The sequence below is a fragment of the Haloarcula onubensis genome, assembly GCF_031624605.1.
Classification (GTDB): Archaea; Halobacteriota; Halobacteria; order Halobacteriales; family Haloarculaceae; genus Haloarcula; species Haloarcula onubensis.
Genome location: NZ_JAMQOS010000008.1, coordinates 1 through 21949, shown reverse-complemented (window position 1 = coordinate 21949; position 21949 = coordinate 1). Strand labels below are relative to the sequence as shown.

At 59.5% G+C, this 21949-nt stretch carries 25 protein-coding genes and 1 pseudogene; 10 read left to right on the top strand and 16 right to left on the bottom strand.

The window, feature by feature from the left end; all coding sequences use genetic code 11:
• Nucleotides 1–130: 130 nt before the first annotated feature.
• Complete coding sequence (locus NDI86_RS19565; protein WP_211087811.1) at nucleotides 131–328, bottom strand: heavy-metal-associated domain-containing protein; 198 nt, start codon at nucleotides 326–328, stop codon at nucleotides 131–133.
• Nucleotides 329–461: 133 nt separating this feature from the next.
• Here NDI86_RS19565 and NDI86_RS19560 point away from each other — a divergent pair, with 133 nt between their 5' ends.
• From NDI86_RS19560 to NDI86_RS19525, 8 genes are all read left to right on the top strand, one after another.
• A complete protein-coding gene (locus tag NDI86_RS19560) occupies nucleotides 462–1052 on the top strand; it encodes an AsnC family transcriptional regulator (RefSeq protein ID WP_211087810.1) in 591 nt (196 codons plus the stop codon).
• Nucleotides 1053–1213: 161 nt separating this feature from the next.
• Nucleotides 1214–3820, top strand: coding sequence for a heavy metal translocating P-type ATPase (locus tag NDI86_RS19555; protein ID WP_211087809.1), 2607 nt, complete (start codon nucleotides 1214–1216; stop codon nucleotides 3818–3820).
• Nucleotides 3821–3860: 40 nt separating this feature from the next.
• Nucleotides 3861–4064, top strand: a complete 204-nt coding sequence (locus NDI86_RS19550; protein WP_245333057.1) for a DUF7123 family protein — start codon at nucleotides 3861–3863, stop codon at nucleotides 4062–4064.
• Nucleotides 4061–5062, top strand: coding sequence for a DUF63 family protein (locus NDI86_RS19545; RefSeq protein ID WP_211087807.1), 1002 nt, complete (start codon nucleotides 4061–4063; stop codon nucleotides 5060–5062). Before NDI86_RS19550 ends, NDI86_RS19545 begins: the two co-directional genes overlap by 4 nt.
• 2 nt (nucleotides 5063–5064) lie before the next feature.
• A complete protein-coding gene (locus tag NDI86_RS19540; RefSeq protein ID WP_310902018.1) occupies nucleotides 5065–5535 on the top strand; it encodes a hypothetical protein in 471 nt (156 codons plus the stop codon).
• A gap of 13 nt (nucleotides 5536–5548) precedes the next feature.
• Nucleotides 5549–6250 carry a DUF1405 domain-containing protein gene (locus NDI86_RS19535; protein WP_211087805.1) on the top strand — a complete coding sequence of 234 codons (702 nt, stop codon included), beginning with the start codon at nucleotides 5549–5551 and terminating at the stop codon, nucleotides 6248–6250.
• 44 nt (nucleotides 6251–6294) lie between these two features.
• Nucleotides 6295–6675, top strand: a complete 381-nt coding sequence (locus NDI86_RS19530; RefSeq protein ID WP_310902017.1) for a plastocyanin/azurin family copper-binding protein — start codon at nucleotides 6295–6297, stop codon at nucleotides 6673–6675.
• An 81-nt stretch (nucleotides 6676–6756) separates the two neighbouring features.
• The gene (locus tag NDI86_RS19525; RefSeq protein ID WP_310902016.1) at nucleotides 6757–7458 is read left to right on the top strand and encodes a DUF7546 family protein; all 702 of its coding nucleotides are present in this window, start codon (nucleotides 6757–6759) and stop codon (nucleotides 7456–7458) included.
• Between the two features lie 38 nt (nucleotides 7459–7496).
• On the opposite strand, the gene cyoE is transcribed toward NDI86_RS19525, so the two are convergent.
• The 7 genes from cyoE to NDI86_RS19490 form a co-directional block, all read right to left on the bottom strand.
• Entirely contained in the window at nucleotides 7497–8972 is a 1476-nt protein-coding gene (gene cyoE / locus NDI86_RS19520; protein WP_310902015.1) for a heme o synthase, read from the bottom strand.
• Between the two features lie 4 nt (nucleotides 8973–8976).
• Nucleotides 8977–9792, bottom strand: a complete 816-nt coding sequence (locus NDI86_RS19515; protein ID WP_310902014.1) for a cytochrome c oxidase subunit 3 — start codon at nucleotides 9790–9792, stop codon at nucleotides 8977–8979.
• 2 nt (nucleotides 9793–9794) lie between these two features.
• A complete protein-coding gene (locus NDI86_RS19510) occupies nucleotides 9795–10679 on the bottom strand; it encodes a cytochrome c oxidase subunit II (protein ID WP_310902013.1) in 885 nt (294 codons plus the stop codon).
• Complete coding sequence (locus tag NDI86_RS19505) at nucleotides 10672–12405, bottom strand: cytochrome c oxidase subunit I (protein ID WP_310902012.1); 1734 nt, start codon at nucleotides 12403–12405, stop codon at nucleotides 10672–10674. Before NDI86_RS19505 ends, NDI86_RS19510 begins: the two co-directional genes overlap by 8 nt.
• Nucleotides 12405–13076 (bottom strand): cupredoxin domain-containing protein, encoded by a 672-nt coding sequence (locus NDI86_RS19500; protein ID WP_310902011.1) that lies wholly within the window; start codon nucleotides 13074–13076, stop codon nucleotides 12405–12407. The genes NDI86_RS19505 and NDI86_RS19500 overlap by 1 nt, the downstream gene beginning before the upstream one ends.
• Before the next feature lie 231 nt (nucleotides 13077–13307).
• Entirely contained in the window at nucleotides 13308–13898 is a 591-nt protein-coding gene (locus NDI86_RS19495) for a hypothetical protein (protein WP_310902010.1), read from the bottom strand.
• Nucleotides 13895–14203: a hypothetical protein gene (locus NDI86_RS19490; protein ID WP_310902009.1), complete on the bottom strand. Its 309-nt coding sequence runs from the start codon at nucleotides 14201–14203 to the stop codon at nucleotides 13895–13897. Before NDI86_RS19490 ends, NDI86_RS19495 begins: the two co-directional genes overlap by 4 nt.
• Before the next feature lie 51 nt (nucleotides 14204–14254).
• On the opposite strand from NDI86_RS19490, the gene NDI86_RS19485 reads away from it, so the two are divergent.
• On the top strand, nucleotides 14255–14833 hold the full coding sequence (locus NDI86_RS19485; RefSeq protein WP_310902008.1) for a hypothetical protein: 579 nt from the start codon (nucleotides 14255–14257) through the stop codon (nucleotides 14831–14833).
• A gap of 39 nt (nucleotides 14834–14872) precedes the next feature.
• Here the strand turns inward: NDI86_RS19485 and NDI86_RS19480 are convergent, their stop codons facing one another.
• The 4 genes from NDI86_RS19480 to NDI86_RS19465 form a co-directional block, all read right to left on the bottom strand.
• A complete protein-coding gene (locus NDI86_RS19480; protein ID WP_310902007.1) occupies nucleotides 14873–15376 on the bottom strand; it encodes a metal-dependent hydrolase in 504 nt (167 codons plus the stop codon).
• A 57-nt stretch (nucleotides 15377–15433) separates the two neighbouring features.
• Nucleotides 15434–16732 (bottom strand): APC family permease, encoded by a 1299-nt coding sequence (locus NDI86_RS19475; protein WP_220619851.1) that lies wholly within the window; start codon nucleotides 16730–16732, stop codon nucleotides 15434–15436.
• A gap of 92 nt (nucleotides 16733–16824) precedes the next feature.
• A complete protein-coding gene (locus NDI86_RS19470; RefSeq protein WP_310902006.1) occupies nucleotides 16825–17124 on the bottom strand; it encodes a hypothetical protein in 300 nt (99 codons plus the stop codon).
• Nucleotides 17121–17420: a hypothetical protein gene (locus NDI86_RS19465; protein WP_310902005.1), complete on the bottom strand. Its 300-nt coding sequence runs from the start codon at nucleotides 17418–17420 to the stop codon at nucleotides 17121–17123. The genes NDI86_RS19470 and NDI86_RS19465 overlap by 4 nt, the downstream gene beginning before the upstream one ends.
• Nucleotides 17421–17601: 181 nt before the next feature.
• Between NDI86_RS19465 and NDI86_RS19460 the strand changes: the two genes are divergently transcribed.
• Nucleotides 17602–18936, top strand: coding sequence for a permease (locus NDI86_RS19460; RefSeq protein WP_220619854.1), 1335 nt, complete (start codon nucleotides 17602–17604; stop codon nucleotides 18934–18936).
• Nucleotides 18937–19106: 170 nt separating this feature from the next.
• Here the strand turns inward: NDI86_RS19460 and NDI86_RS19455 are convergent, their stop codons facing one another.
• The 4 genes and pseudogenes from NDI86_RS19455 to NDI86_RS19440 all read right to left on the bottom strand — a co-directional run.
• Nucleotides 19107–19787 carry a methyltransferase family protein gene (locus NDI86_RS19455; RefSeq protein ID WP_220619855.1) on the bottom strand — a complete coding sequence of 227 codons (681 nt, stop codon included), beginning with the start codon at nucleotides 19785–19787 and terminating at the stop codon, nucleotides 19107–19109.
• 6 nt (nucleotides 19788–19793) lie between these two features.
• On the bottom strand, nucleotides 19794–20348 hold the full coding sequence (locus NDI86_RS19450; protein WP_310902004.1) for a DoxX family membrane protein: 555 nt from the start codon (nucleotides 20346–20348) through the stop codon (nucleotides 19794–19796).
• 95 nt (nucleotides 20349–20443) lie between these two features.
• Entirely contained in the window at nucleotides 20444–21697 is a 1254-nt protein-coding gene (locus NDI86_RS19445) for an NAD(P)/FAD-dependent oxidoreductase (protein WP_310902003.1), read from the bottom strand.
• Between the two features lie 146 nt (nucleotides 21698–21843).
• Nucleotides 21844–21949, bottom strand: a pseudogene (locus NDI86_RS19440) (IS5/IS1182 family transposase); the annotation flags it as partial.

Below are 21949 nucleotides of genomic sequence, written 5' to 3'. Positions count from 1 at the left end.
TGCTCATGGCGTGGGTTTTGGTGCCGTCCCTTATTATGCTGTCCAGACCCTGATACAGCGCGGTGCCATCGAAAGGGTCGGCAACGAACGAGAACGGCGGGGCGGTCGGTGGCGTGCGTTCCGGTGGTTCTCAGGCGGAGGCGGTGTATCCAGCGTCCTCGACGGCCTGGACGAGTGCCGTGACGTCAGCATCGCCATCGACGCTCGCCTGTTCAGCTTCTCTATCAGCGTTCGCGTCGGTCACGCCGCTCACTTCTCGAAGCGCGTCTTCGACGGTCTGTTCACAGTGGCCGCAGGTCATTCCCTCAACGGTGATGGTCGTCGACATACACAGATACATACGAGAGGGACCTCTTTGTCATTTTCTGCTTCGAATCCAAAGTCTATCCGGTATTGGAAAATGGCATTCGAAATCTCACGCTGGGAAACAGTCTTGTGATGCGGGGGTTCTATGCGTAGATATGCGTGATTTAGACGAGACAGACATGGAGATCCTCTCGTTACTGGCAGAGGATGCACGGCGCTCGTTCAGTAGCATCGGTGAGAAAGTGGATCTCTCAGGGCCAGCCGTCTCGGACCGTGTGAAACGGTTAGAGGAAGCCGACATCATCAACGGCTTCACCATCGACGTGAACCGGGCACAGCTGCGAGCTGGCGTTCCGGTGTTCGTCCGGTTTGAAAACGACACATCGGCTATCGAGCCGCTTCGAAGCCGACTCCAGGATGCGGAGGGTATCGAACACCTCTTCGTCACTGCCGAGGGGAAAATCTGGTTCTACGGCCGTGCGGAGGGGCAGAACGTTCGACGGTGGATCAATAGCCTCCTCGAAGATGCGCCATCGACGGACTACTCGGTGACGCTCGTCGATGACCTCGAATGGACGCCCTCACTCGACGGCACTGAGTTCGCAATCACATGTGCCGAGTGTGGGAATACGGTCGATAGCGAGGGCGAATCCGTTCGAATCGACGATGATGTCTATCACTTCTGTTGTCCGTCGTGCCGTAGTCGCTTCGAAGACCAGTATCAGCGTCTCGAAGAAGGGGCCTAAGCTGTAGTCGCGGTTTCCGCTCCGAGTCGATGGGGTCGACATTGGCATCCTTCGGCGGTGAAATGGAAGTAGACCTTTGAATCTAAATTCTACACCAGTCTAAAGCCCTAGTCTCGAAACAGTAACTGCACTAAGGAAGGACCACGTAGTATAGGACAGGAATGGGAACGCGAACTGCACATCTCGACATCACAGGGATGACCTGTGCTAACTGCTCGGCGACAGTTGGCGATGCGCTCGAGTCCCTCGACGGCGTTGTCGAGGCGAACGCGAACTTCGCCACTGACGAGGGCTCCGTCGAGTACGACCCTGACGAGGTATCGCTCGAAGAGATATTCGAGGCCATCGAAGATGCCGGGTACGGTGCGGTGTCTGACACCGTGACAATCGGCATCTCCGATATGACCTGTGCCAACTGTGTACAGACCAATGAGACTGCCCTAGAGAACACACCAGGTGTCATCGCGGCCGAGGCGAACTTCGCCACCGACGAAGCCCAAGTCCGGTACAACCCCGCGGACACGTCGCTGGATGCACTCTACGATGCCATCGAGAGCGCGGGCTACTCGCCCGTCCGAGAGGACAGCGCCGACGGCGACTCCGGTGAGGACGCGCGCGACGCCGCGCGACAGGCTGAGATCCGCAAACAGCTTCGACTGACCCTGTTTGGTGCGGTACTCGCCGCTCCGCTTCTCTTCTTCCTGCTAGAGAAGTACCTCCTCGGCGGCGGGGTCGTCCCGGAGACGGTCTTTGGTGTCGAGTTCGGCTGGGTCGAGTTCTTGCTGGCGACGCCCGTTCAGCTGGTGCTCGGCTGGCCGTTCTACAAGAACTCGTACAATGCGCTGGTGAACAACAAGCGCGCCAACATGGACGTGCTGATCGCGCTGGGCTCGACCACCGCGTACGTCTACTCCGTCGCCGTCCTCTCCGGGCTCATCGCGGGCGGCCTGTACTTCGACACCGCAGCGCTCATCCTCGTGTTCATCACGCTCGGGAACTACCTCGAAGCCCGCTCGAAGGGCCAGGCCGGCGAAGCACTCCGCAAACTGCTGGAGATGGAAGCCGAGACGGCCACCGTCGTCGACGAGGACGGCAACGAGGAGGAAATTCCGCTGGAAGACGTCGAGGTCGGCGACCGGATGAAGGTCCGACCCGGCGAGAAAATCCCGACGGACGGCGTGGTCATCGACGGCCAGTCGGCGGTCGACGAGTCGATGGTCACCGGAGAATCCGTCCCCGTCGAGAAAAGCGAGGGCGACGAGGTCGTCGGCTCCACCATCAACGAGAACGGCGTGCTCGTCGTGGAGGCGACGAAGGTCGGCGAGGACACGGCACTCCAGCAGATCGTGCAGACGGTCAAGGAGGCGCAGTCGCGCCAGCCCGACATCCAGAATCTTGCGGACCGCATCTCTGCGTACTTCGTGCCGGCGGTCATCGGGAACGCAGTCTTCTGGGGGCTGGTGTGGTTCCTGTTCCCCGAGGTGCTCGCCGGCTTCGTCGAGTGGCTCCCGCTGTGGGGCCTCGTCGCCGGCGGGCCAGCCGTCGCAGGTGGGGCCGTCTCGGTCTTCGAGTTCGCCGTTATCGTCTTCGCCTCCGCGGTGCTCATCGCCTGTCCCTGCGCGCTGGGGCTGGCGACGCCCGCCGCGACGATGGTTGGGACGACTATCGGCGCACAAAATGGCGTGCTGTTCAAGGGTGGTGACATCCTCGAACGCGCGAAGGACGTCGATACGGTCGTCTTCGACAAGACTGGGACGCTCACGAAAGGTGAGATGGAACTGACCGACGTCGTCGTGTTCGACGGTGACGGACAGCCGCTCACGGATGGCGGCGATACTGCTGCCGATGGTGGCCAACTGACCGCTCGTGACCGTCTCGGTGAGGAGGATGTCCTGCGGCTCGCGGCCACGGCCGAACATGCGAGCGAACACCCGCTTGCCCGTGCCATTGTCGACGGCGCCGAAGAGCGGGGGATCGACGTGACCGACCCGGACGACTTCGAGAACGTCCCCGGCCACGGCATCCAAGCGACCGTCGGTGACAGCGAGGTCCTGGTCGGAAATCGGAAGCTCCTCCGTGACAACGGAATCAACCCGTCGCCCGCGCAGGACACGATGGAGCGCCTCGAGAACGAGGGGAAGACGGCGATGCTCGTCGCCTACGAGGGCGAACTCGTGGGTGTGGTCGCGGACGCCGACACGATCAAGGAGAGCGCGAAAGACGCGGTGAGTCAGCTCCAGGAGCGCGGCGTCGACGTGATGATGATCACCGGCGACAACGAGCGTACCGCCCGCGCCGTCGCCGAACAGGTCGGCATCGACCCCGAGAACGTCCGCGCGGAGGTCCTCCCCGAGGACAAGTCCGACGCCGTCGAGTCCATCCAGGACGAGGGGCGGCAGGCGATGATGGTCGGTGACGGCGTCAACGACGCGCCCGCCCTTGCCGTCGCGTATGTTGGAACGGCCATCGGCTCGGGTACTGACGTCGCCATCGAGGCCGCGGACGTCACGTTGATGCGCGACGACCCAGTCGACGTCGTGAAAGCGATCCGCATCTCGGACGCGACGCTCGCGAAGATCAAGCAGAACCTCGTCTGGGCGCTCGGCTACAACACGGCGATGATCCCGCTCGCGTCACTCGGTCTCCTGCAACCCGTGCTCGCCGCGGGCGCGATGGCGTTCTCCAGCGTGTCGGTGCTGTCGAACAGCCTGCTGTTCCGGCGGTACACCCCAGATCACGACTACAAACTGCTCGGGAAACTCCGCTGAACACTACTGCCCTCGACTCATGTCATCTATTTCCCGCCGCATGGTACACGCGTATCTCGTCGAGAACGCCGATACTGAGCCCACGTACCTTCGGGCTCGGGATATCGCCAGCGACCTCGATGGGTCACCGAAAGCCGTCGCACAGTATCTGAGCCAGCTCCAAGACGACCTCACCGACGTGTCGCTCGAACAGTGGGGGCGCTCGAAGAGCACAACGTGGCGAATTGAGGTGAGCGAATCGTGAGTACCGTTGCGGGGCGCGTCGAAACCGTCCTCCCCGACACCGGCACCCGAGAATGGTGGGCGCTGTATCTGCTTGCCCCGGTCGTCCTCGTCGGTGCCGCACTCCTCGCGTTCCCGTCGCTCGTCTACGACCGGTTCGTCTGGCAGTATCTCTGGGGCCCGGTCGTCGCCGACGCTGCCGGCCAGCCAGTCACACACAAGGGAATACAGGCCGTCCGCGGATACAACACCGTGAACACGGTGGCCTATCTCGCGGCCGTCGTGTACAGTCTCCCAGGACTCCGGGCATATCTCGACTACCTCGATGTCACGTTCGATGCGCGGCTCGCGTACGGGTTCGCCCCAATCATCGTCGCCGGCGGGGCGATGCGCGCCCTCGAGGATATCGGACTGCTCGGCGACTACGCAGTGTGGTTCATCACGCCCTCGATCTACTTCGTCGTTACCGCCGTCACCGTCCTCGCACTCGGCGTCGGCGCACTCGCTCGCAATCGGAATATCGGGTCCATCCCGTCGATCGTCGGTCTCGTCGGGTCGGTCTGGGCGATTGGAGCCGTCGGGTGGGCACTCTGGTATGGACTCTCGACGGCAGCGACATTCCGCCTGTGGGTTCCTGTTGCGACGACGGGGATCGCCCTCGGCGTGACCGCGCTCTACTACTGGGGGGCGAGCCTCGTCGATATTGCACATCTCCGCCATCCGCTGTTCCTGTTGGCCGTTTTCGGGCAGATGTGGGACGCTGCGCAGAATCTCGTCGGCGTGACCTTCCTCGGCTATTCCCCCAAGCTGGTCGTTACGAATCTCGTGTATCAAGCGACTGGATTCTCGGGGTCAACATTCGTTCTCAAACTCCTCGTAACCGGTGGCATCGTGTGGTACCTCGCAGACGTGAAAGACGAGATGAATCACACGTGGTGGTGGCTCATGACGTTCTTCATCGGGGCGATCGGACTCCCAATGGGCGTCCGTGGATCCCTTCGAATGATGCTCGGGGTCTGACAATGGAGACGATGAACACGAGCGATACGATACGGCAGTACAGCGCGGCAATCGCACTTGTTTCGGGAGTCTACTCGCTGCTCTCCGCGACAACCGGCAGCGGGATGATGAGCTCGAACAGCGGGCTCCTTATGGCACTCCTCGGCGTCGTCGTGGTCGTCCACGGCGTCGTCCTGCTGACGCCCTACGCGAGTCGGCTCGGGAACGCGAGTGGTCCCCTGATGATCGGCTACTCGCTCGTGATGTTGCTCAACCAGGCACTGGTCGGTGTTACCGGGAGTATGAACTGGGGAATGGGTGGCGGGATGGAGTCCGGTATGAACGGCGGAATGGATGGCGGGATGAGCGGTGGCATGGGCTCGACGATGACCGCCGGGATGGCCTGGAACCTCGGAATGGTCGCGCTCGCAGTCCTGATGTTGTTCAGTGGGATCATCATGATGAACCGGCGAAACGACAGCTCAGGGATGTAATTCGGCGAGACGAATGACGTCCGTACCTACAGCGACAACGAATCGACTGCCCAGCTACCTCGCCCCGCTCCCCCGGCGCGTCGAGGACCTCGCACTTCGGTACGCGTGGGCCATCGTCGCGATTAATCTGGCCGGGACTGCGTTCGGGTTCTGGTACTACCGCTTCCAGCTGGCCCAAACCCCGATAGTGATGTGGCCGTTCGTCCCCGACAGCCCCGCTGCGACGCTGTTCGTCGCGCTTAGTCTCGCCGCGTGGAAACTGGACTACGACGTCGAGTGGCTCCATATGCTCGCCTTCTTCGGAAACATCAAACTCGGGCTTTGGACGCCGTTCGTCCAGCTGGTTCTCAACGGGGCGGGCGATATCGAACCCTGGCTCTACTGGTTTCTCATCGTGAGCCATCTCGCGATGAGTCTGCAGTCGTTCCTGATCTATCGCTACGCCGAGTTCTCAGTCAGTGCGGTCGCCGTCGCTACCGTCTGGTACGGGCTTAACGACATCGTGGATTACTTTGCGCCGCTCGTTGGGGAGTTCCATCACACGTTCCTGCGGGCCGAACTCGTCAACGGAATCATTGATCACTCGGGGCAAGCCCACGACTTCGCAGCGGCCGCGGCAGTGACGCTGACGCTTGCCGCGACGTTTCTGGCACTAGCGACGCGAATAAAGAAACTCGAACCGAGCGGTGATCCCTCCAAACGAGGGCTGGACTAATGAATTGCTGCTCACGACGAACGGTGCTTCGTCGGAGCGGGGGTGTGCTAACTGCCGGGATGGCCGGAATTGCTGGCTGCCTCGGAGGGGGAGGCCCGCCGGAGCCAATAGTCACGATGACGAGTGACCTTCGGTTCGATCCTGTTGAGATCACAATCGAACCCGGCCAGCAAGTTACCTGGGAGAACAAGAGTCCTGCTCCCCATACGGCATCAGCATACGAAGAGTCGCTGCCAGAGGAGGCGGCGTATTTCGCCAGCGGTGGCTACGAATCCGAACGGGCTGTCCGACAGAGCACGTCGTCGAGAGGATTTCTCGAACGAGGTGAGACATATAGCCACACGTTCGATATCCCAGGAACGTACCGATATTTTTGCTTGCCACACGAGGAGAACAGGATGATTGGTCGTGTCGTCGTGGAATGAACAAATCGGGTAGGCGAGACAAATGGGCGAACAACGCTTATTGAGTACGGTGTATAATACACAGTACCGAAAGCTGAACTGATGAGTACAGCAACGGAATATCTGGACGAGATCCGTGTTCGTTTTGGCATCGAGAGTAGCGATATCGTCCGCTGGGGGGCGGTCTTGGGGGTCGAGTTAGCGGTGGTCTGGGGGTATTTCCTCGTTACCCAAACGTCCGTGACTGAACCGAGGTATGTGGTATATCCATTCGTCTGGATCAATCTCGGAGCACTCGCAATTTCCCGGACACGCCCATCCGCTCGTCGATTCGGTGTACGCGCTTCGGCGGCGTCCATAACGGGAATATATCTGTTCGTACTGCTGACGCTCGGTGGGTTACTTCAGCTCGGATTGTTCCAACACCTCGGTTCCGGAGCGGAGTTTCGTATTTCCTGGGTCACTCCTGGCTGGGGGCCAATCATCGTATTCAGAAATACGTTGGTACAAACGGTCATTGTCCCGTTCAAACTCGTGGGGTACCTTTCGATTGCGTACCTCCTGTACGCTCGGCTACTCGACGCGACGAAGGGCGCCCTCTCCGGGGTGTTCGGTCTCGTTTCGTGCGTCGGCTGTTCCTTCTCGCTACTCGTGCCGTTACTCGGCGCCTCCACATTCAGCACGATTGCGTGGCTCTCATGGGACCTCTCGACGCTCGTATTCGTGGCGACAGTCGGGATGCTGTACTGGAGCGACGAACTCGGAGCGAGGCTCACCCGCTGGGTACCCGCCGGCGACGGGTGACTGTTGAGGACAACGGACAGGGACACCGCCCGTAATGCTCACACGAAGATGGAGTCTACCACGATGGCCACAAGAAGCACACCGAGATACGCGTTCGCCGAGACGAACGCGTTCCTGGCCGCCCGATCGGTTTTGCGACGACAGAGTCGGACGACGAACCAGAGGAAGACGGCGCCGGCGACGACGGCGCTCACGGCGAACAGCCAGTCGAGGGCCGTCAACGCACCCAGGAACGCGACCGCAACCATCGTCGCCGCGAGGTACAGCACAATATGTCGTCGGGTTGTCTCCTCGCCCCGCACGACGGGCAACATGGGGAACCCGGCAGTTGCGTATTCCTCCTTGTACATAAGTGCGAGATTGTAGAAGTGAGCGGGCGTCCACAGGAAGATGACCACGCTCAACAGGAGAATCTCGAACCCGATCGAACCTCTGACGGCACTCCACCCGATGAGTGCGGGAAACGCCCCGACTGCGCCGCCGATGACGATGTTCTGGGTGGTGTTCGGTTTCAACAGGATGGTGTAGCCAACGCTGTAGGATAGGATCGCCAGCAGACCGAGCAGCGCTGCGAGGAGATTGACGCGGGCTGCTAACACCCCCAGCGAGGCGAACGCGAGCACAATCCCGAAAGCCGTCGCACGCCGGACCGAGACCCGCTGTTCCACGAGGGGGCGGTCCGCCGTCCGATTCATCTGCTCGTCGACATCGCGTTCGAGAACGTTGTTGAACACACCGCTCGCACCGACCGCCAGCACACCACCGAGGAGCGTCCACGCGATGCGGTCCATCGGAACGGTGCGTCCCCCGGCCAGTAGCATCGCCGCGAGTGCAACGAGACAAAGCAGCCACATCAGCCGGGGCTTGGTCATCCGGAGATACTCCCACGAACGTCCCGGAAACAGCGAACGAACGCCCATCCGCGTCGACTTACTCGAAGCGCTCGGCCCGCGAGCAGAGCCCGGTTCGGCCGCGGAGATGGATAGATCGTCACCAGCCATCTCCGCTTCGACACCGTCATGGCGGTCGAACACACCGGCGTTCGGAATATCGGACTCGTCCGAGACGTCGGTTAACTGCCGTGCCAGCGCGACCGTCAATGCGCCGAAGATGGCCACGGCAACAACCAGATGCGCCCCGCTGACCGAAACCGACGTGTCTGCTCCTACAGCCAGTGCTCCGACCGCGACTTGAACCGGGTAGAGTGTGACGGCAGCGATGATGGGGCGGCGCACTCCCTTGGCGACGCTGTCGCCACGGACATGCCACGTGAGCCAAAGCAGACCGAGGCCGACGATCAGTGCGAGCACCCGGTGAGAGAGAACAACGATTACGAGCGCGGATATTCCCTCTTCGAAGGTCAGCCCATCACAGGCAGGCAAGGTCGGACACGCGGCAGACGCCCCCGTCACGGCAGTCGTCGCCCCAGCCAGCATAAGTGCGTAGACGCCGAGCACGAGCGTGAACAGGGCGTCAGTCGTACGCCGGTCGACAGAATCGGTGTGGGCTGGCATACGCTCACCCCGGGAAGTAGACGAAGGCCAGAATGAGAATGGAAAGGAAGGTGAGGAAGTGCCAATACGCCTCCGTCGTCTTGACCATGAGGTGACGGTTCGAACTGAAGTGATCTCGCCCCCACGCCCTGTAGGCGATAATGCCACTCAACACCAGGCCTGCTAAGAGGTGAGCCGCGTGTGTCCCTGTCAGCACGTAGTAGGCAGCTGGATACGGACCCTGAGAGGGAACTGCGCCGCCAGCAGCCATATTCATCCAGTCAAGCGCGAACACCACGAGATACGCCACACCGAACACCATCGAGAGCGCGAGTCCCCAGTTGAATGGCGCCCGCTCATCTCGTGCGATAGCGTAGCGGCCGTAGCCAAGAGCGACGCTGGCCGCGAGTAGCAGGACCGTCATCACGATTCCAAGCATCAGATCTGGTCCCGGCATTCCCTCGGGAGGGAACGGCCCACGCGTCGCCTTGAGGTAAAACCAGACGACGAACAGCGAGGCAAAAATTATCAACTCGCCGAGTATGACCAGCAACATCGAGATGTAGCCGGACTTGAACCCGAGCAGCTGACGTTTTTGCGCCGGAACAACACCCGTCTCAAACTCCTCGATCGTGTATTCCTTCGTCCAACCCCACATACCGTATATCAGGACCGGAATCCCGATGACCAGCGCCACGGTGAACATCGAAAGCCCGAGCCCCGTGAAGAACATGCCCAGGGCGACGAACAGCGGGTACTTGCTACCGTGGGGGAAGCCCTCGGCTCCCTCCCCTCGGCGAACCGGTTCACCGGGTCGATCAGACATATCTTCGTTTGACATGGTTAGTGGCCTCCTTCCTCTTCCTCACCGTGGCCGCCTTCGCTAGCCTCGAAACTCTCCGGAACTGTCCCACCGTTGGCCTCCACCCACGTCCGGTAGTCCTCTGGCGAGACGACGAACACCTGTGAGACCATCTGCGAATGGCCCTTTCCACAGAGTTCGGCACACGTGACCTGATATGTGTCGGCGGGGATTTCAGTTCCATTTACCGTGATGGTCCGTTCTCCCTCAACCCCTTCAACGGAGAACCACGCCGAGTTGATTTGTCCCGGCATGGCGTCTTTTTTCACGCCGAGTTCCTGAATTGCGAAGGAGTGAATCACGTCGGCTGATGTGATTCTGAATTTAATCACGGTGTCCGCAGGCAGGACGACGTGATTCCCCTGCGTGAACGGGACGCCAGCAACGTCGTACCGGAAGAACCACTGGCCTGCGGTGATGTCCATCTCGAGGACGCGGTCCGTTCCGGCCTGTGTGGTCGGGTCGGCGGCTTGGTCGGTCTGTGCGAGCGCGCCCGCCCCCATGAAGACGGTCATCAGTACCAAGAAGGCGATGCCCAGACTCCACACGCTGAACGTGTAGCGACCACTGCCGGGACGGAGTTTCGCGGCAGTTTCACGGCGTGGAGCGGCGTATCGATAGACGAACCAACCAGTCACAGCGACGAACCCCCCGCCACCAACCATCGCGATGACGGACATCGTCACACGGAAGTTGTGGATGATTCCGATGGGTTGACCGTTGGCGACCTCTTCGAGCGTAACGACCCCGAAGTCATAGAAGAACAGCCCGAGTCCGAACGCGATGACAAGCGCCCAGAATGCTCCCGAGAGCGTGCCGTATGAGCTGTCGTCCGGCACGGTAACGTCGTCGTCCGCGTCACTCATCGTTATCACCTCCGAGATTGACGCCGACGCCACCATCCGACACGACCGTCCCAGAATCGTCGTCAAGGTCAACGTCAACGGCATCATCGGGAATGTCGTCGTAGACGTTCTCCGGCGTCGGCGCGTGGTGCGGGAAGCCGTCCCACTCGGGAGAGGGCATATTCTGTCCTGAGAGGACGTCTTCCCACGGGTTATCGACCTGTTCTCCATATCGAAGACTCCAGAGCATATTGACGAAGAACACAAGCTGTCCGGAGGCGACGAAGAACGCGGCTCCGGTGGTCAGTATATGCCAGAACTGGAGTTCCGGCATGTAGGTGTAGGTCGCGTAGCGCCGCATCATCCCGAGTTCGCCCAGCCGGGCCATCAGGAAGAACAATAGTGGAAGTCCTCCCAGCGTCGTGACTGCGTGGTACTTGCCGGCGAGGGAATTGTACATCCGCCCAGTGATGAGTGGATACCAGTAGTACACGCCCGCGAGGAGGCCCATAACGCCGACCATGAAGAGTGTGAAGTGGAAGTGCCCGACGACGAAGTACGTCGAATGGAGCTTCTGGTCCAACGCGGGCTGACCAAGCTGAAGGCCCTCCATCCCGGAGTAGACGAGTCCAACGAGAAGCCCGATAGAGAACAGCATCGGTGTCGTGAGATGAACCCGTCCCTTGTACATCGTTGCGAGAGCGCTGAAGAGATAGAGGCTGAACGTGAGGGCGATGACCATCGAGAACACCATGAAGGCGTACCGAGAGGCCCCAAGTCCGGTGGTGAACATGTGGTGAGCCCACACGCCCGCGGAGAACAGTGAGAGCGTCACAAAGCTGACGATGACCCACTTGTTCCCGAAGATGGGGCGCTCGCTGAACCGGCCGATGATCTCCATTGCGATCCCCATACCGGGGATAACGAGGATGTACACCTCCGGGTGACCAAATGTCCACCATATCCACTGGTAGAGTAAGGGTGCGCCCCCAGTTCGGGCGTTGTAGAACGTCATCTCAAGCGCCCGTTCGAGGAAGTTCAGGTTGAGTGCGGTGACGACCCACGGGAACGTATAGAATCCGAGTGCGGGCGTGATGATACCGATCGCCCAGCAGGCCATCGGAATGTCGAACCACCCGAGATCCGGCCGTCGCTCGTTCACGACGGTGACGAAGAAGTTGATGCCGCCGGGGATCGAGCCGCCGCCCAGAAGCAGCGTGAGTCCGACAATCTCCGCGTCGATCCCCGACGAGTTGAGCATCGTCGTGAGTGGTGGGTATTGGAACCACCCACCGTTCGCTGGGAGCCCTGTGAGTCCGAGGGCGTTTGTGAACAGCGGGAGCCAGAGGAGCAGCCCACCCGCGGTGATTGACCATGCACCGAGCGCGTTCCAGCGCGGATAGGCCATCTCCTCGGCTCCAACCCAGTGAGGGATGAGGTAATTCTGGAATGCCCCTGTCAGCGGCGGAATGACGAAGAAGACCATCGTCAATCCGTGGAGCGTGAGGAGGCTGTTGTACCCCGCGGAGTTGAGAATCGCGTTGGCAGGGGAGAGTGCCAGTTCCGTCCGAAACACCAGTGCTGCCAGCCCGCCAACCGCGAAGAAGAACAGCGCGTTCCAGAGGTAGATGATGCCGATGATTTCGTGATCGGTCGTATACAGCCAGTACCGCCATCCAGACGGGCCGTGGTGGCCGTCGTGGTCGTCGTAGTCGCTCCCACCGTCGTCCGTAGCGTGTTCTGTCATCAGTGTCCACCTCCGCCTTCGCCGCCCTCCTCACCGTGACGTACCATGGTTCGGAGATCGCCCTCGATTTTCTCCTTGATTACGGGCCCGTTGACTGGGTCTGCCTCAACGATGGGCGAGAGGTCAGCGGTCATGCCGGGTGACCAGCCCTCGCCTTGGTTCTCTTCCCAGAGTTCCCCGACCACAACGGCGCCGGCCATCCCACTAACCCCGTAGTGGGGCTGACAGAGATAGAAGTAGACCCCCTTCTCCTCGAACGTGTGGGTATATGGTCCATATCGTATGAGTTCGGTCTCGCCCACCGCGTCGAACTCGCTGTCGTGACTGCCTGGAAGCAACCCGGAGTCGAACGAGGCTCCGTTTTCAGGAATCAACCGCGGATAGCCTGCCATAAGGTCAGGCGTGATGGCTGTCGCAGAGTGTGTCCGTCGTTCAGAGATGCCTTTGGCGGTGTGCGCCCAACGAACCGTTGTTCCGGGCTCCACCCACACCACGTGCGGCATGAAGTGATAGTTGTTCGTGTCGTCATCGTAGGCGATCATCGCAACATCCACGAACCCCTCGTCGTTCGGCTCAGCCGGATACTCATCCATCGCCGGTGATCCCACCATCGCCTCGAACCCCATCTGCATCATCGGCTGCATGTTCGCACCGATGGAACCCTCGGTCATCTGCGATTGGAGACAACCAGCGAATGACATCATTCCTATCGCTCCGGCAGTGCCAGCACGTCGCAAGAAACGACGACGATCTATCTCGTTAGCCACGCCAATCACCCATGAGTCGTACTGACATGGGCAGCCCATTCTCGTGTGGGGTAATATAATATAATGACCTTTCAGATGATACTACTGGCCGATACGGTCACACATTAATTCATGTGGGGCGCCTCTATCTGTCGATTACAACTCTTGACCCGACGTATCAGATATATTTTCTTTCTTCTGGAAGATGGGTTCGTATGCCCCTCCGTGTAGATACCGTTCCGCCTGTGACGTGAGCTTGTATCGTCCGCGATCAACCCTTGAGACGAAGCCGTGTTTCTCTAACGTCCGAAGACGCCGGTTGACCTCATCTCGGCTCCGGTGAATATTCCGTGAGATAATCGACGGGGAGAGTACGAGCTGTGTCGAGTGGAATACCTGGAGAATTTCGTCGTCCATCGGCGTCATCCACTCTTCGGACTTCCGAACCGATTGTGGATTACGAAAGAGAAGGGAATCCCACTGATTGGTTCGTAAATCGTTGTGGAGAGGGCTGTACAACCCCCAAATGATCAGCAGTCCGGCGAAGATATGGATCAGATGCGTTAGATGCGGTGCGACGGCGTTCACGATAGGTGAAACCGCTACGTAGAGAAGAAGTCCCGCAAGCATCACGACGACGAACCGCTGGTGTTGGTGGACGAAATGCTGTTCGGAGAGGAGATACAACAAGCCAGCTCCCGCGGCGACACCAGTGACGATGTTGTAGAGACCGAGTATATCAATCACGTTCGAGATCCCCCCGTTGTCGCTTGGAGGCGGTTTCGATGACGAATCACTAACCCGACGAAGATCACGACGACGGTGTTCAGGAGCGCTTGGTACAACCGAGACTCAGCGAGTCGTGGCTCCACACTCAGCAAGAAGACGTGATGGAGGGAGAATATCGAAAATACGACTACGAGGACGATAATTGCCGTTCCAAACGTGGATTCGCGAAAGACGTCCCAAGTGAGGATAGCCATTGTTCCGGCAACCGACCCGACGATGAGAGCGAACAGAGCCGTCGTGACGTAACCGAACTCCCCGAACATACCTCGTTCTCTCCGGAGAAACTATATGTATGTTTGGGAGTATCTAACACTATGGAGTCGCCGATGCGCTCAAACGCCGTACCGGAGGGCGTTATTTCTAGGATATTCTGGCGTTCGGCCTGGCACCCGCTGGCAACGATCGGCGGTATCTGGGTGTTCGGTTTCGCGCTGGGGAACGCGTTCATGATCCCCGGCTCGTTCGTTCTCGGGCGAGACGGTCTCGGTACTGCGGCACTATTTTCGGTCGGAGGGGTGCTAATGGGGTTGCTCACGTGGGGAGCGTCGGTCGGATACGTCAACCACGTCACGGAAGGGATTGAGTCGCGGTTCGAGCAGGCCTGTCGGGAGGCCTTCGACCTTGACGATGGCGAACCGACCCACGTGACCAGTGTCGAATCGCGGACTGGTCTTGCACCGGCGGACACCTACCGGTTTACTAGCATCCGATCCAACGGAGAGACTATGGAACTGTTCAGGGCGGAGTTCGACACGGAAGTATACTCGATGAGTACGTATCCATCGGTCTATATTCCGTGCGACCGATTCGATGACATCGAGAACGAAATCGAGACGCTTTCGCTCAAGATCGACAATATGCTCTGGACCGTTCCACGCTCACGCACAGCGTGACGACGGATGGAAGCATACGACACGGATAAGAACGCCGGCTCATTCGGTGAATGTGTCCGGTTTGCCAGCTCCGAACCAGAGCGCAACTGCGAGCAATGTGACAATAGTCTGGCCGACGACGTACGGGGTGGGTCTAACCAGCGCGAGCAGGTCTCCAATCGTCTCGACGTGGTGATAGTCAGTCACGACCGGCCAGAACAGAAACAGTAGAGTCTCCTCGGGGACGAACAGGTAATCAATGAGGTCCGCAGCGAGGTGTGATCCATATCCGAGCGCGTACGCCGCGCCGACCTCCCACTGGTCTCTGTGTTTCGTGACGTAGAGGACGATCAGGACGACGAGTGCCGCAGTAAACACCGAGTGTGCGACCGACCGACTCGGGAGCGATGGAAGTACAAACGCGAGTGGTTTGTCGACGATATCCGGGAGCAACGCACCCCCGAACAGGGCAATGATCGGGGCATCGTCACTTCGGTCAGTAGAACCACCAGAAATGCCTCGGTAAACGAGATACGCGACTGCAGCGTGGACCCAAAAGAGCACACTCAACAATACTGTCCAGGTTACGTAAACCGTTCACGCACTGCTGCCCCGTCAGCATCACACGCCATCGATTTCGGAGCGAATAGTCTCACGCTCGAAGTAGAGGATTTCCAGTCCCAGGAGGACGACCGTCACAACGAGAACCACACTGAAGACGGCGGGTTCCATCATGGCGAGGTGGTACACTAACGAAGGGAAGAACAGTACTGCACCCACCACGCCGACGGCGGGGAGGGTCCCTGTGCGAAGCCCCGCTCGATGCCTGAACGCGAGGAAACTCATCGACCCAAAGACGGTGATGAAGGCAAGCGACGCGAACGACGTGATTCCCTGAAGACTACCGTAGGCGGTGAACGCGGCCGTTATCAGGCCCAAGACGAGAAGTGTTCGCGTAGGAGCACCGTCGGCATCGGCATCTCCGATCCGGTCGGGAAGTAGGTCGTCTTCAAGCATTCCCGTCGCAAAGTGGGCCGCCGAGAACAGCGTGGCGTTGATCGCGCTCCCAGTCGAGAACAGTGCCGCCACGGAAATGAGGATGAACCCCATCTGCCCCATGAACGGTTCGGCCGCGATGGCGAGTGACACCTCGGGGTTCGCGGCGATCGTTTCGGGCCGAAGCAGACTCGTCGTGACGACTGCCACGAGGACGTACAGCCCAAGAGACGCGGGAATTGAGAAATAGATCGCCTGCGGGATGGTCGTCCGGGCGTTCCGAAGACTTCCCTCGTCGTAAAAGAGTAGCTGCCAACCCTGAAAGGCGACGAACGAGAGGGCGGCGGACATGAGCAACCCGCCCGTCGCAACGGAGGAGAACCCGGTCGTCAACTGTCCTGTCCGCGCTCCAAAATAGAACCCCCACACACCGAAAATGAGGAGAATCCCGACCTTTGCCGCGACGAGGAGCACCTCGGTCACGCCACTCGCCCGGGCGCCGAGGACGTTCAGCAGTACAAACCCCAGGACGCTGAGAACCGACACGACGGGGCGGAGTGGAACCCCGAGGGCTGTTTCGACGCCGAGAAGTTTCGTCGCGAAACTACCGAATGCGAACGCGTACATTCCCATCGACCCGATATAGCCGAACAGAAGCGTCCAGCCGACCATCCCAGCGACCGTCGTCGACTCACCGAACTCCTGTAAGAAACTGACCGAGCCGCCGGACACGTCGCCAAGCCGCTGGAGACGAACGTACGAGTAGCCAGCGCAGAACGCGACGACACCGCCGCCGGTAAAGGCGAGCCACGCCGCAGGCCCCGACATTTCCGCAACGACGCCAAGTACGGCGAAGATCCCACCTCCGATCATACCCCCGAGCGCAATCGAGACTGCACCGAGACGGCCCAGCTTCTCGCTCATCGTCTCTCCGTTGGGGTGCCATCTTTAGACGTCTTGTCGTTACGAATCCAAACCACCTCAGCCCGGGGAGTAGAAACCGTCTGCTTCCATGCTCAGGTTCGGAAGAGCGAGTAGAACCACGCTTCAGTGTCCGGATGGAGACCGTTATGGACTGTCCGGACCGCCGCAGCGATTGATACTGCGAAGATAGCGTGAAGAAGATGTGTCGGAATCCAGCCGACCACTACCGCACTCGCCCCGAGGACGGCAGCACAGAGCGCTCCAACGCCGATTCTGAAAAAGAACGGGCGCTGAATCACCAACACGGTGTCCCCGTAGAGCAGGATGTAACAAAGGAACGCAAGCCCACTAGCGACGACTGCCGAGAGTAACGAGAACAGGAGTGCCGTCATCGGGGGTCTCCCTCGGAATATCTAAGGCGCGGGTGAATGTATCCGAGTCCGCCGAGTACGGCCACGAGACTAAGGAGAGCACCGGTTTCCACTGCAGCGAGCAGACCATGCGGAAGCGGCGTGAGCATCCCGAGATGGGCGATCCCGAACAGTAACCCAACGAGCGGTACGCCAACGAGTAGGTGCCCATATATTCCCTCGTACTGGTGCCAGATAGCGGGCGTTTTGCTCACTGTGTACACGGTGCTCGCGAGAACGATACCCGTCACGAGAAGTTCACTGAAGGACGTGTGCATACGGCTATCCTCCCCCGCCAGCCACAAGTCAATTACTCCGCACCCGAAGTGGCGTATCCCTTGATTCCAAATTCCACCAGGGTTGTGACGCCGGTATCCAAAGGATCACAAACGAAATATCCCACAGATGTAGCCACAACCGCATTAGGAGAGGAGCCCCTAGATGTAGGCCACCAAGACAATGGACAGATCAGATTACGCGATCCTCTCGGTCATCGCCGTAATCACCGTCGCCATCGGCATCGTCACGACGACGAAACCGCTCGGGACGTTCGTCGTGGAGAGCACGAGGCAGGCCGCGACGACGACCGCCGCGATGGCGTGGATCACCTGGTGGGCGCTCGTCATCGGGTTCGCTATCGCCGGCGGCGTCGAGGCATGGGTCTCGACCCAGCAGATTTCGGAGCTGCTCGAAGGCCACGGACCCCGCTCCATCGGCCTCGCGACGTTCTTCGGGTTCGTCTCCTCGTCGTGTTCGTACTCGGCGATCGCCACGGCGAAGAACCTCTACAAGAAGGGGGCGTCCGCGGCGGCGGCGCTGGCGGCGTTCCAGTTCGCCTCGACGAATCTCGTCATCGAAATCGGCATCGTCATCTGGTTGTTGCTGGGCTGGGAGTTCCTGCTGGCCGACGTGGTCGGTGGCCTGCTCCTCATCGGCCTGATGTCGGTTGGCTTCGTCTACGTCGTCCCCGACAAGATCCTCGACGAAGCACGCGAGAACGTCACCGACGACGAGGGCATCACTGTCCAAGACCCGGTCTGTGGAATGGAGGTCGACCCTGAGGAAACCGACTACTCCATCGAGCACGAGGGCCAGACGTATTACTTCTGCTCGCAGTCCTGCAAGGACTCCTTCGACCCGGAGGAAGCGAACACGTCGATTCCGGAAAAGGCGACCTCGTGGTCGGGGTGGAAATCGCTCGCGGACAAACAGTGGAAGGAGTGGGCGATGCTGTGGGACGAGATCGCCATCGGGTTCATCTTCGCCGGCCTCATCGCCGGGTTCATCCCCGAGTCGGTCTGGACGAGCGTCTTCTCCGGAGCCGTATTCGGTTTGCCGGTGTACGTCCTCTGGACGGCCGCGCTGGGTGCGATCATCGGCGTCGTCACCTTCGTCTGCTCGGTCGGGAACGTCCCGTTCGGGACCGTCCTCTGGACGCGCGGGCTCCCCTTCGGCTCGGTGCTCTCGTACATCTTCGCGGACCTCATCGTTCCGCCGATCATGAAAGCCTACGACGAGTACTACGGGACGACCTTCGCGGCGGTACTCAGTCTGATGATCTTCGTCACCGCCGTTATCGCCGGGTTCGTGGTTCACTTCCTGTTCCTGGGCCTGGGCCTCATCCCGTCGCGGGCCTCCGCGCAGATCGCCGAAGTGTCCATCGAGCTCAACTACAAGCTCGTGTTGAACGTCCTCGCGACGGCGTTCTTCGCGTTCCTCTACTGGCTCCACAACCAGGATTCGGTGGCTGGTGGGGAACGCGGTGACGAGAGACATGCGGCAATGACGGACTGACGGGTATCTACCTTCTCACGTAGTTCACAATATGAATTTCGTCTATCAATAATTCGACGACACAGACAAGGAACATCTACGGTGTCGGGCAATTAATCCCTGACTCCCTTCCACTGCCCAACCACAGTTTCGATACGAATACCATTCATTCCAGAGCGGTCTCGTCGAAGTCATGGGTCTTTGAGATCGTCACTGCTGCTACGAGACTCAGCCACGAGATCGCGCCACTGCTCCCAGCGGGGGATAAACATCGGCACTTTGCGCTGATAAGTGCGGTAGTCCTCACCGAATGTATCGATCATATCACGCTCTTCTCTCCGTGCAAGCCACGTAAAAATCACAACGACGAGCGGAAATAGAGCGACAGAGAAGATTGTCGGCCAGTGAATGATGCCCTCGCCAAACAGAGCGATGAACAGACCGGTGTATTGTGGATGGCGGACGTACCTGTAAAGCCCGTCTGTGACCAGTCGGTCGTCCTGTCGGGCACGATAGACTTGTCGCCATCCCTGAGCAAACAGGCCGATGCCGACAAACGCCACAGCGTAGCCGAGGAGCATTGATACGAACATACCCGTTTCGCCAAACCCGATCAGTGTAGACCAGAGATTGGTACTGACGTACTCGCGGTCCAGACCGAAAAACCGGACCAGCAGATAGATCGTCAGTGGAAACCCGTACATCTCCGCATATAATGCGATGATGAACGCCTGTACCACTCCTGCGCCGACCCACTCCCGCCAGCTGTCAGGAGCGAAGTACCGATAGAAGAACCAAGAAACGACGACAATGAAGATAATCGCGAGGCCCCAAGCACCGGGATTCGTAATAGTGGTATCTATTGATGACACGCTTACTTACCCGAGTAGATACTGAGTCCAGGGATGCCGTTCGACAAGCGGCACTCCACCAACCTCGTACTGTTCAATGTACGCGTCAAGGCCGAGTATCCGTCCCGCACCGAACGCGGCGACTGAGAGGAACACGAGCATGTACGCGAAATCACCGTTGATGTAGCCATGTGTGACATCCCAGTTGCCGAAATAGAACATGAGCATCATAAATGCCCCCCAGAACGCAGCGAGCCGAGTGAGGGCACCGAACAACAACCCGAGGCCGATAAGCAGCTCTCCCCACGGTACTGCAACGTTCACGAAGTCAACAAACCACGGCGTGTTCCCCATCGCGACGAACAGATCAGCGAGTGGACTCCCGCTATTCGGAACGGCCCCGGTGAGATATCCACCGGCACTAAAACTCCCCGAGAGGACCTTGTCGAGACCACTCTGGAAGAACGCCAGTCCCATCATCAACCGAAGCGCGAAGATAAACCAGACACTCAACGTGTGTAGTCGACCGCTTGCGGTGAACCCCCCGATCGTACTTTCTAATTGAACTTCTTGAGATGCCATATCGTGCTAATTCCCGGGAAGGTGTTATAAAATCGCGGTGGGATCTCGCCATACCGGAATAGAGCGCCCTTTTCGGGGTGATCTCTCCGATACCGTCATACTGGCTGAATAGTATCGTATTCCCAGGCGTCTGTGACGGCGGCATACGTCTGCTTGATTACAGCCGGGTTGGAGAAGATCCGAGCAGCCACCCGTGGATGCCCCAAGAAGCGACGAAGAACCGCCCGTGGGGATCGATCGATGTCTTCAATGTCGATTCCAGACACCACTTGGACGGCATCACCGAGAACGGTCATCTGACGCGTCTCGACGAGGTGCCGCATAATCCGGGCGAGCAGGTACTCCCCTTTCATCATCCGATAGAGTCGGTCTGGATACTCCTGTAGACTTCCCTCCGCCGTCAACTTGGCTGCGAGATACGACGACTGAATTGCTTGCGAGATCCCCTTCCCGGTCAGCCGATTCGCGAGTCCAGCCGCATCCCCGACACGAACGACGGGCCACTCAGGTAGATAGGTCAGCGCAGGATCGAGACTCGGTCCTTCGGGAATAATAGCAATATTCGTCTGACTCCGAGATGGCATCGGCCAGCCGTTTCGTTCGCATGCCGCCACAAATTCGGCCATGTAATCGGCTGGGCGTTCGCTCTCAGTCCACCCGATGCCGACGTTTGCCCGCTCGGGCGATTTCGAGAACGCCCACGCGTACCCGGTATAGCCCTCAAGAATGATCTGGCTATTCGGGTAGAGATCCGAAAAGTCGCCCTCCACGTCAGCGTTAATGGCGATCATCCGACCCGCGTACTCGTCCGTTCTCCCTCGAATCTTGCTGGTGATCGACGGTTGGCCAGTCGCGTCAACCAAGAGGTCGTATTCGTCGGCCAACGTCCGGAACTTCGCCTTCGTGATCTGGTGGTTCTCGTGAATCGAAACGCCCTTTTCAGCGAGGCGTTCGGCCCATCGCCGTTCGACGACGTTTCTGTCAGTGATGTACGTATCGGAGGCCGGGAACGTTCCCTCTCCGGTGAGCTGTCTTCGGGATGCCGTTCCGTCGTAGATCTCTACACGTAACTCCGGAAGAGCATTGACGAACCCATTCGTTGGCGTCGAACTAAGTGGAATCTTAGAGACGGCCGTCATCGCTTCCCCGCAGTTGACTCGTTTGTCATCGTACGACTGGCGTTCAAAAAGGTCTACCTCGAACCCTCGCTTGGAAAAGCCTTCAGCAGCGGCGAGGCCGCCGACGGCTCCGCCGATCACTGCGACGCTGTGTATTTGCGGAGACCGTTCCGACATTTGTTGTGAATATGTGTCTTGGCTCCCGAATCGCGACGAGACGTTCTCTGACATGAGGTATAGGACGGGCGACCAGTTCAAACAGATTTCCCTTGAATCCGCTAGCCCGGGAGAGGATACGGAGGGCCCCGTCGACATAGATCTCCGCGAATGGATGCTCGTTCCCCACTTGGTTAGGGGAGCGTGTCATAGAATCAATCTCATAGCTTCTCACAGCCCGGATCGTTTCCTCGCTCGTAGTTGGTGATTGCAACGACAAGCCGTAGGCAAAGCGCAAGAAACACTTCTGTTCGTGCATGGACGCGG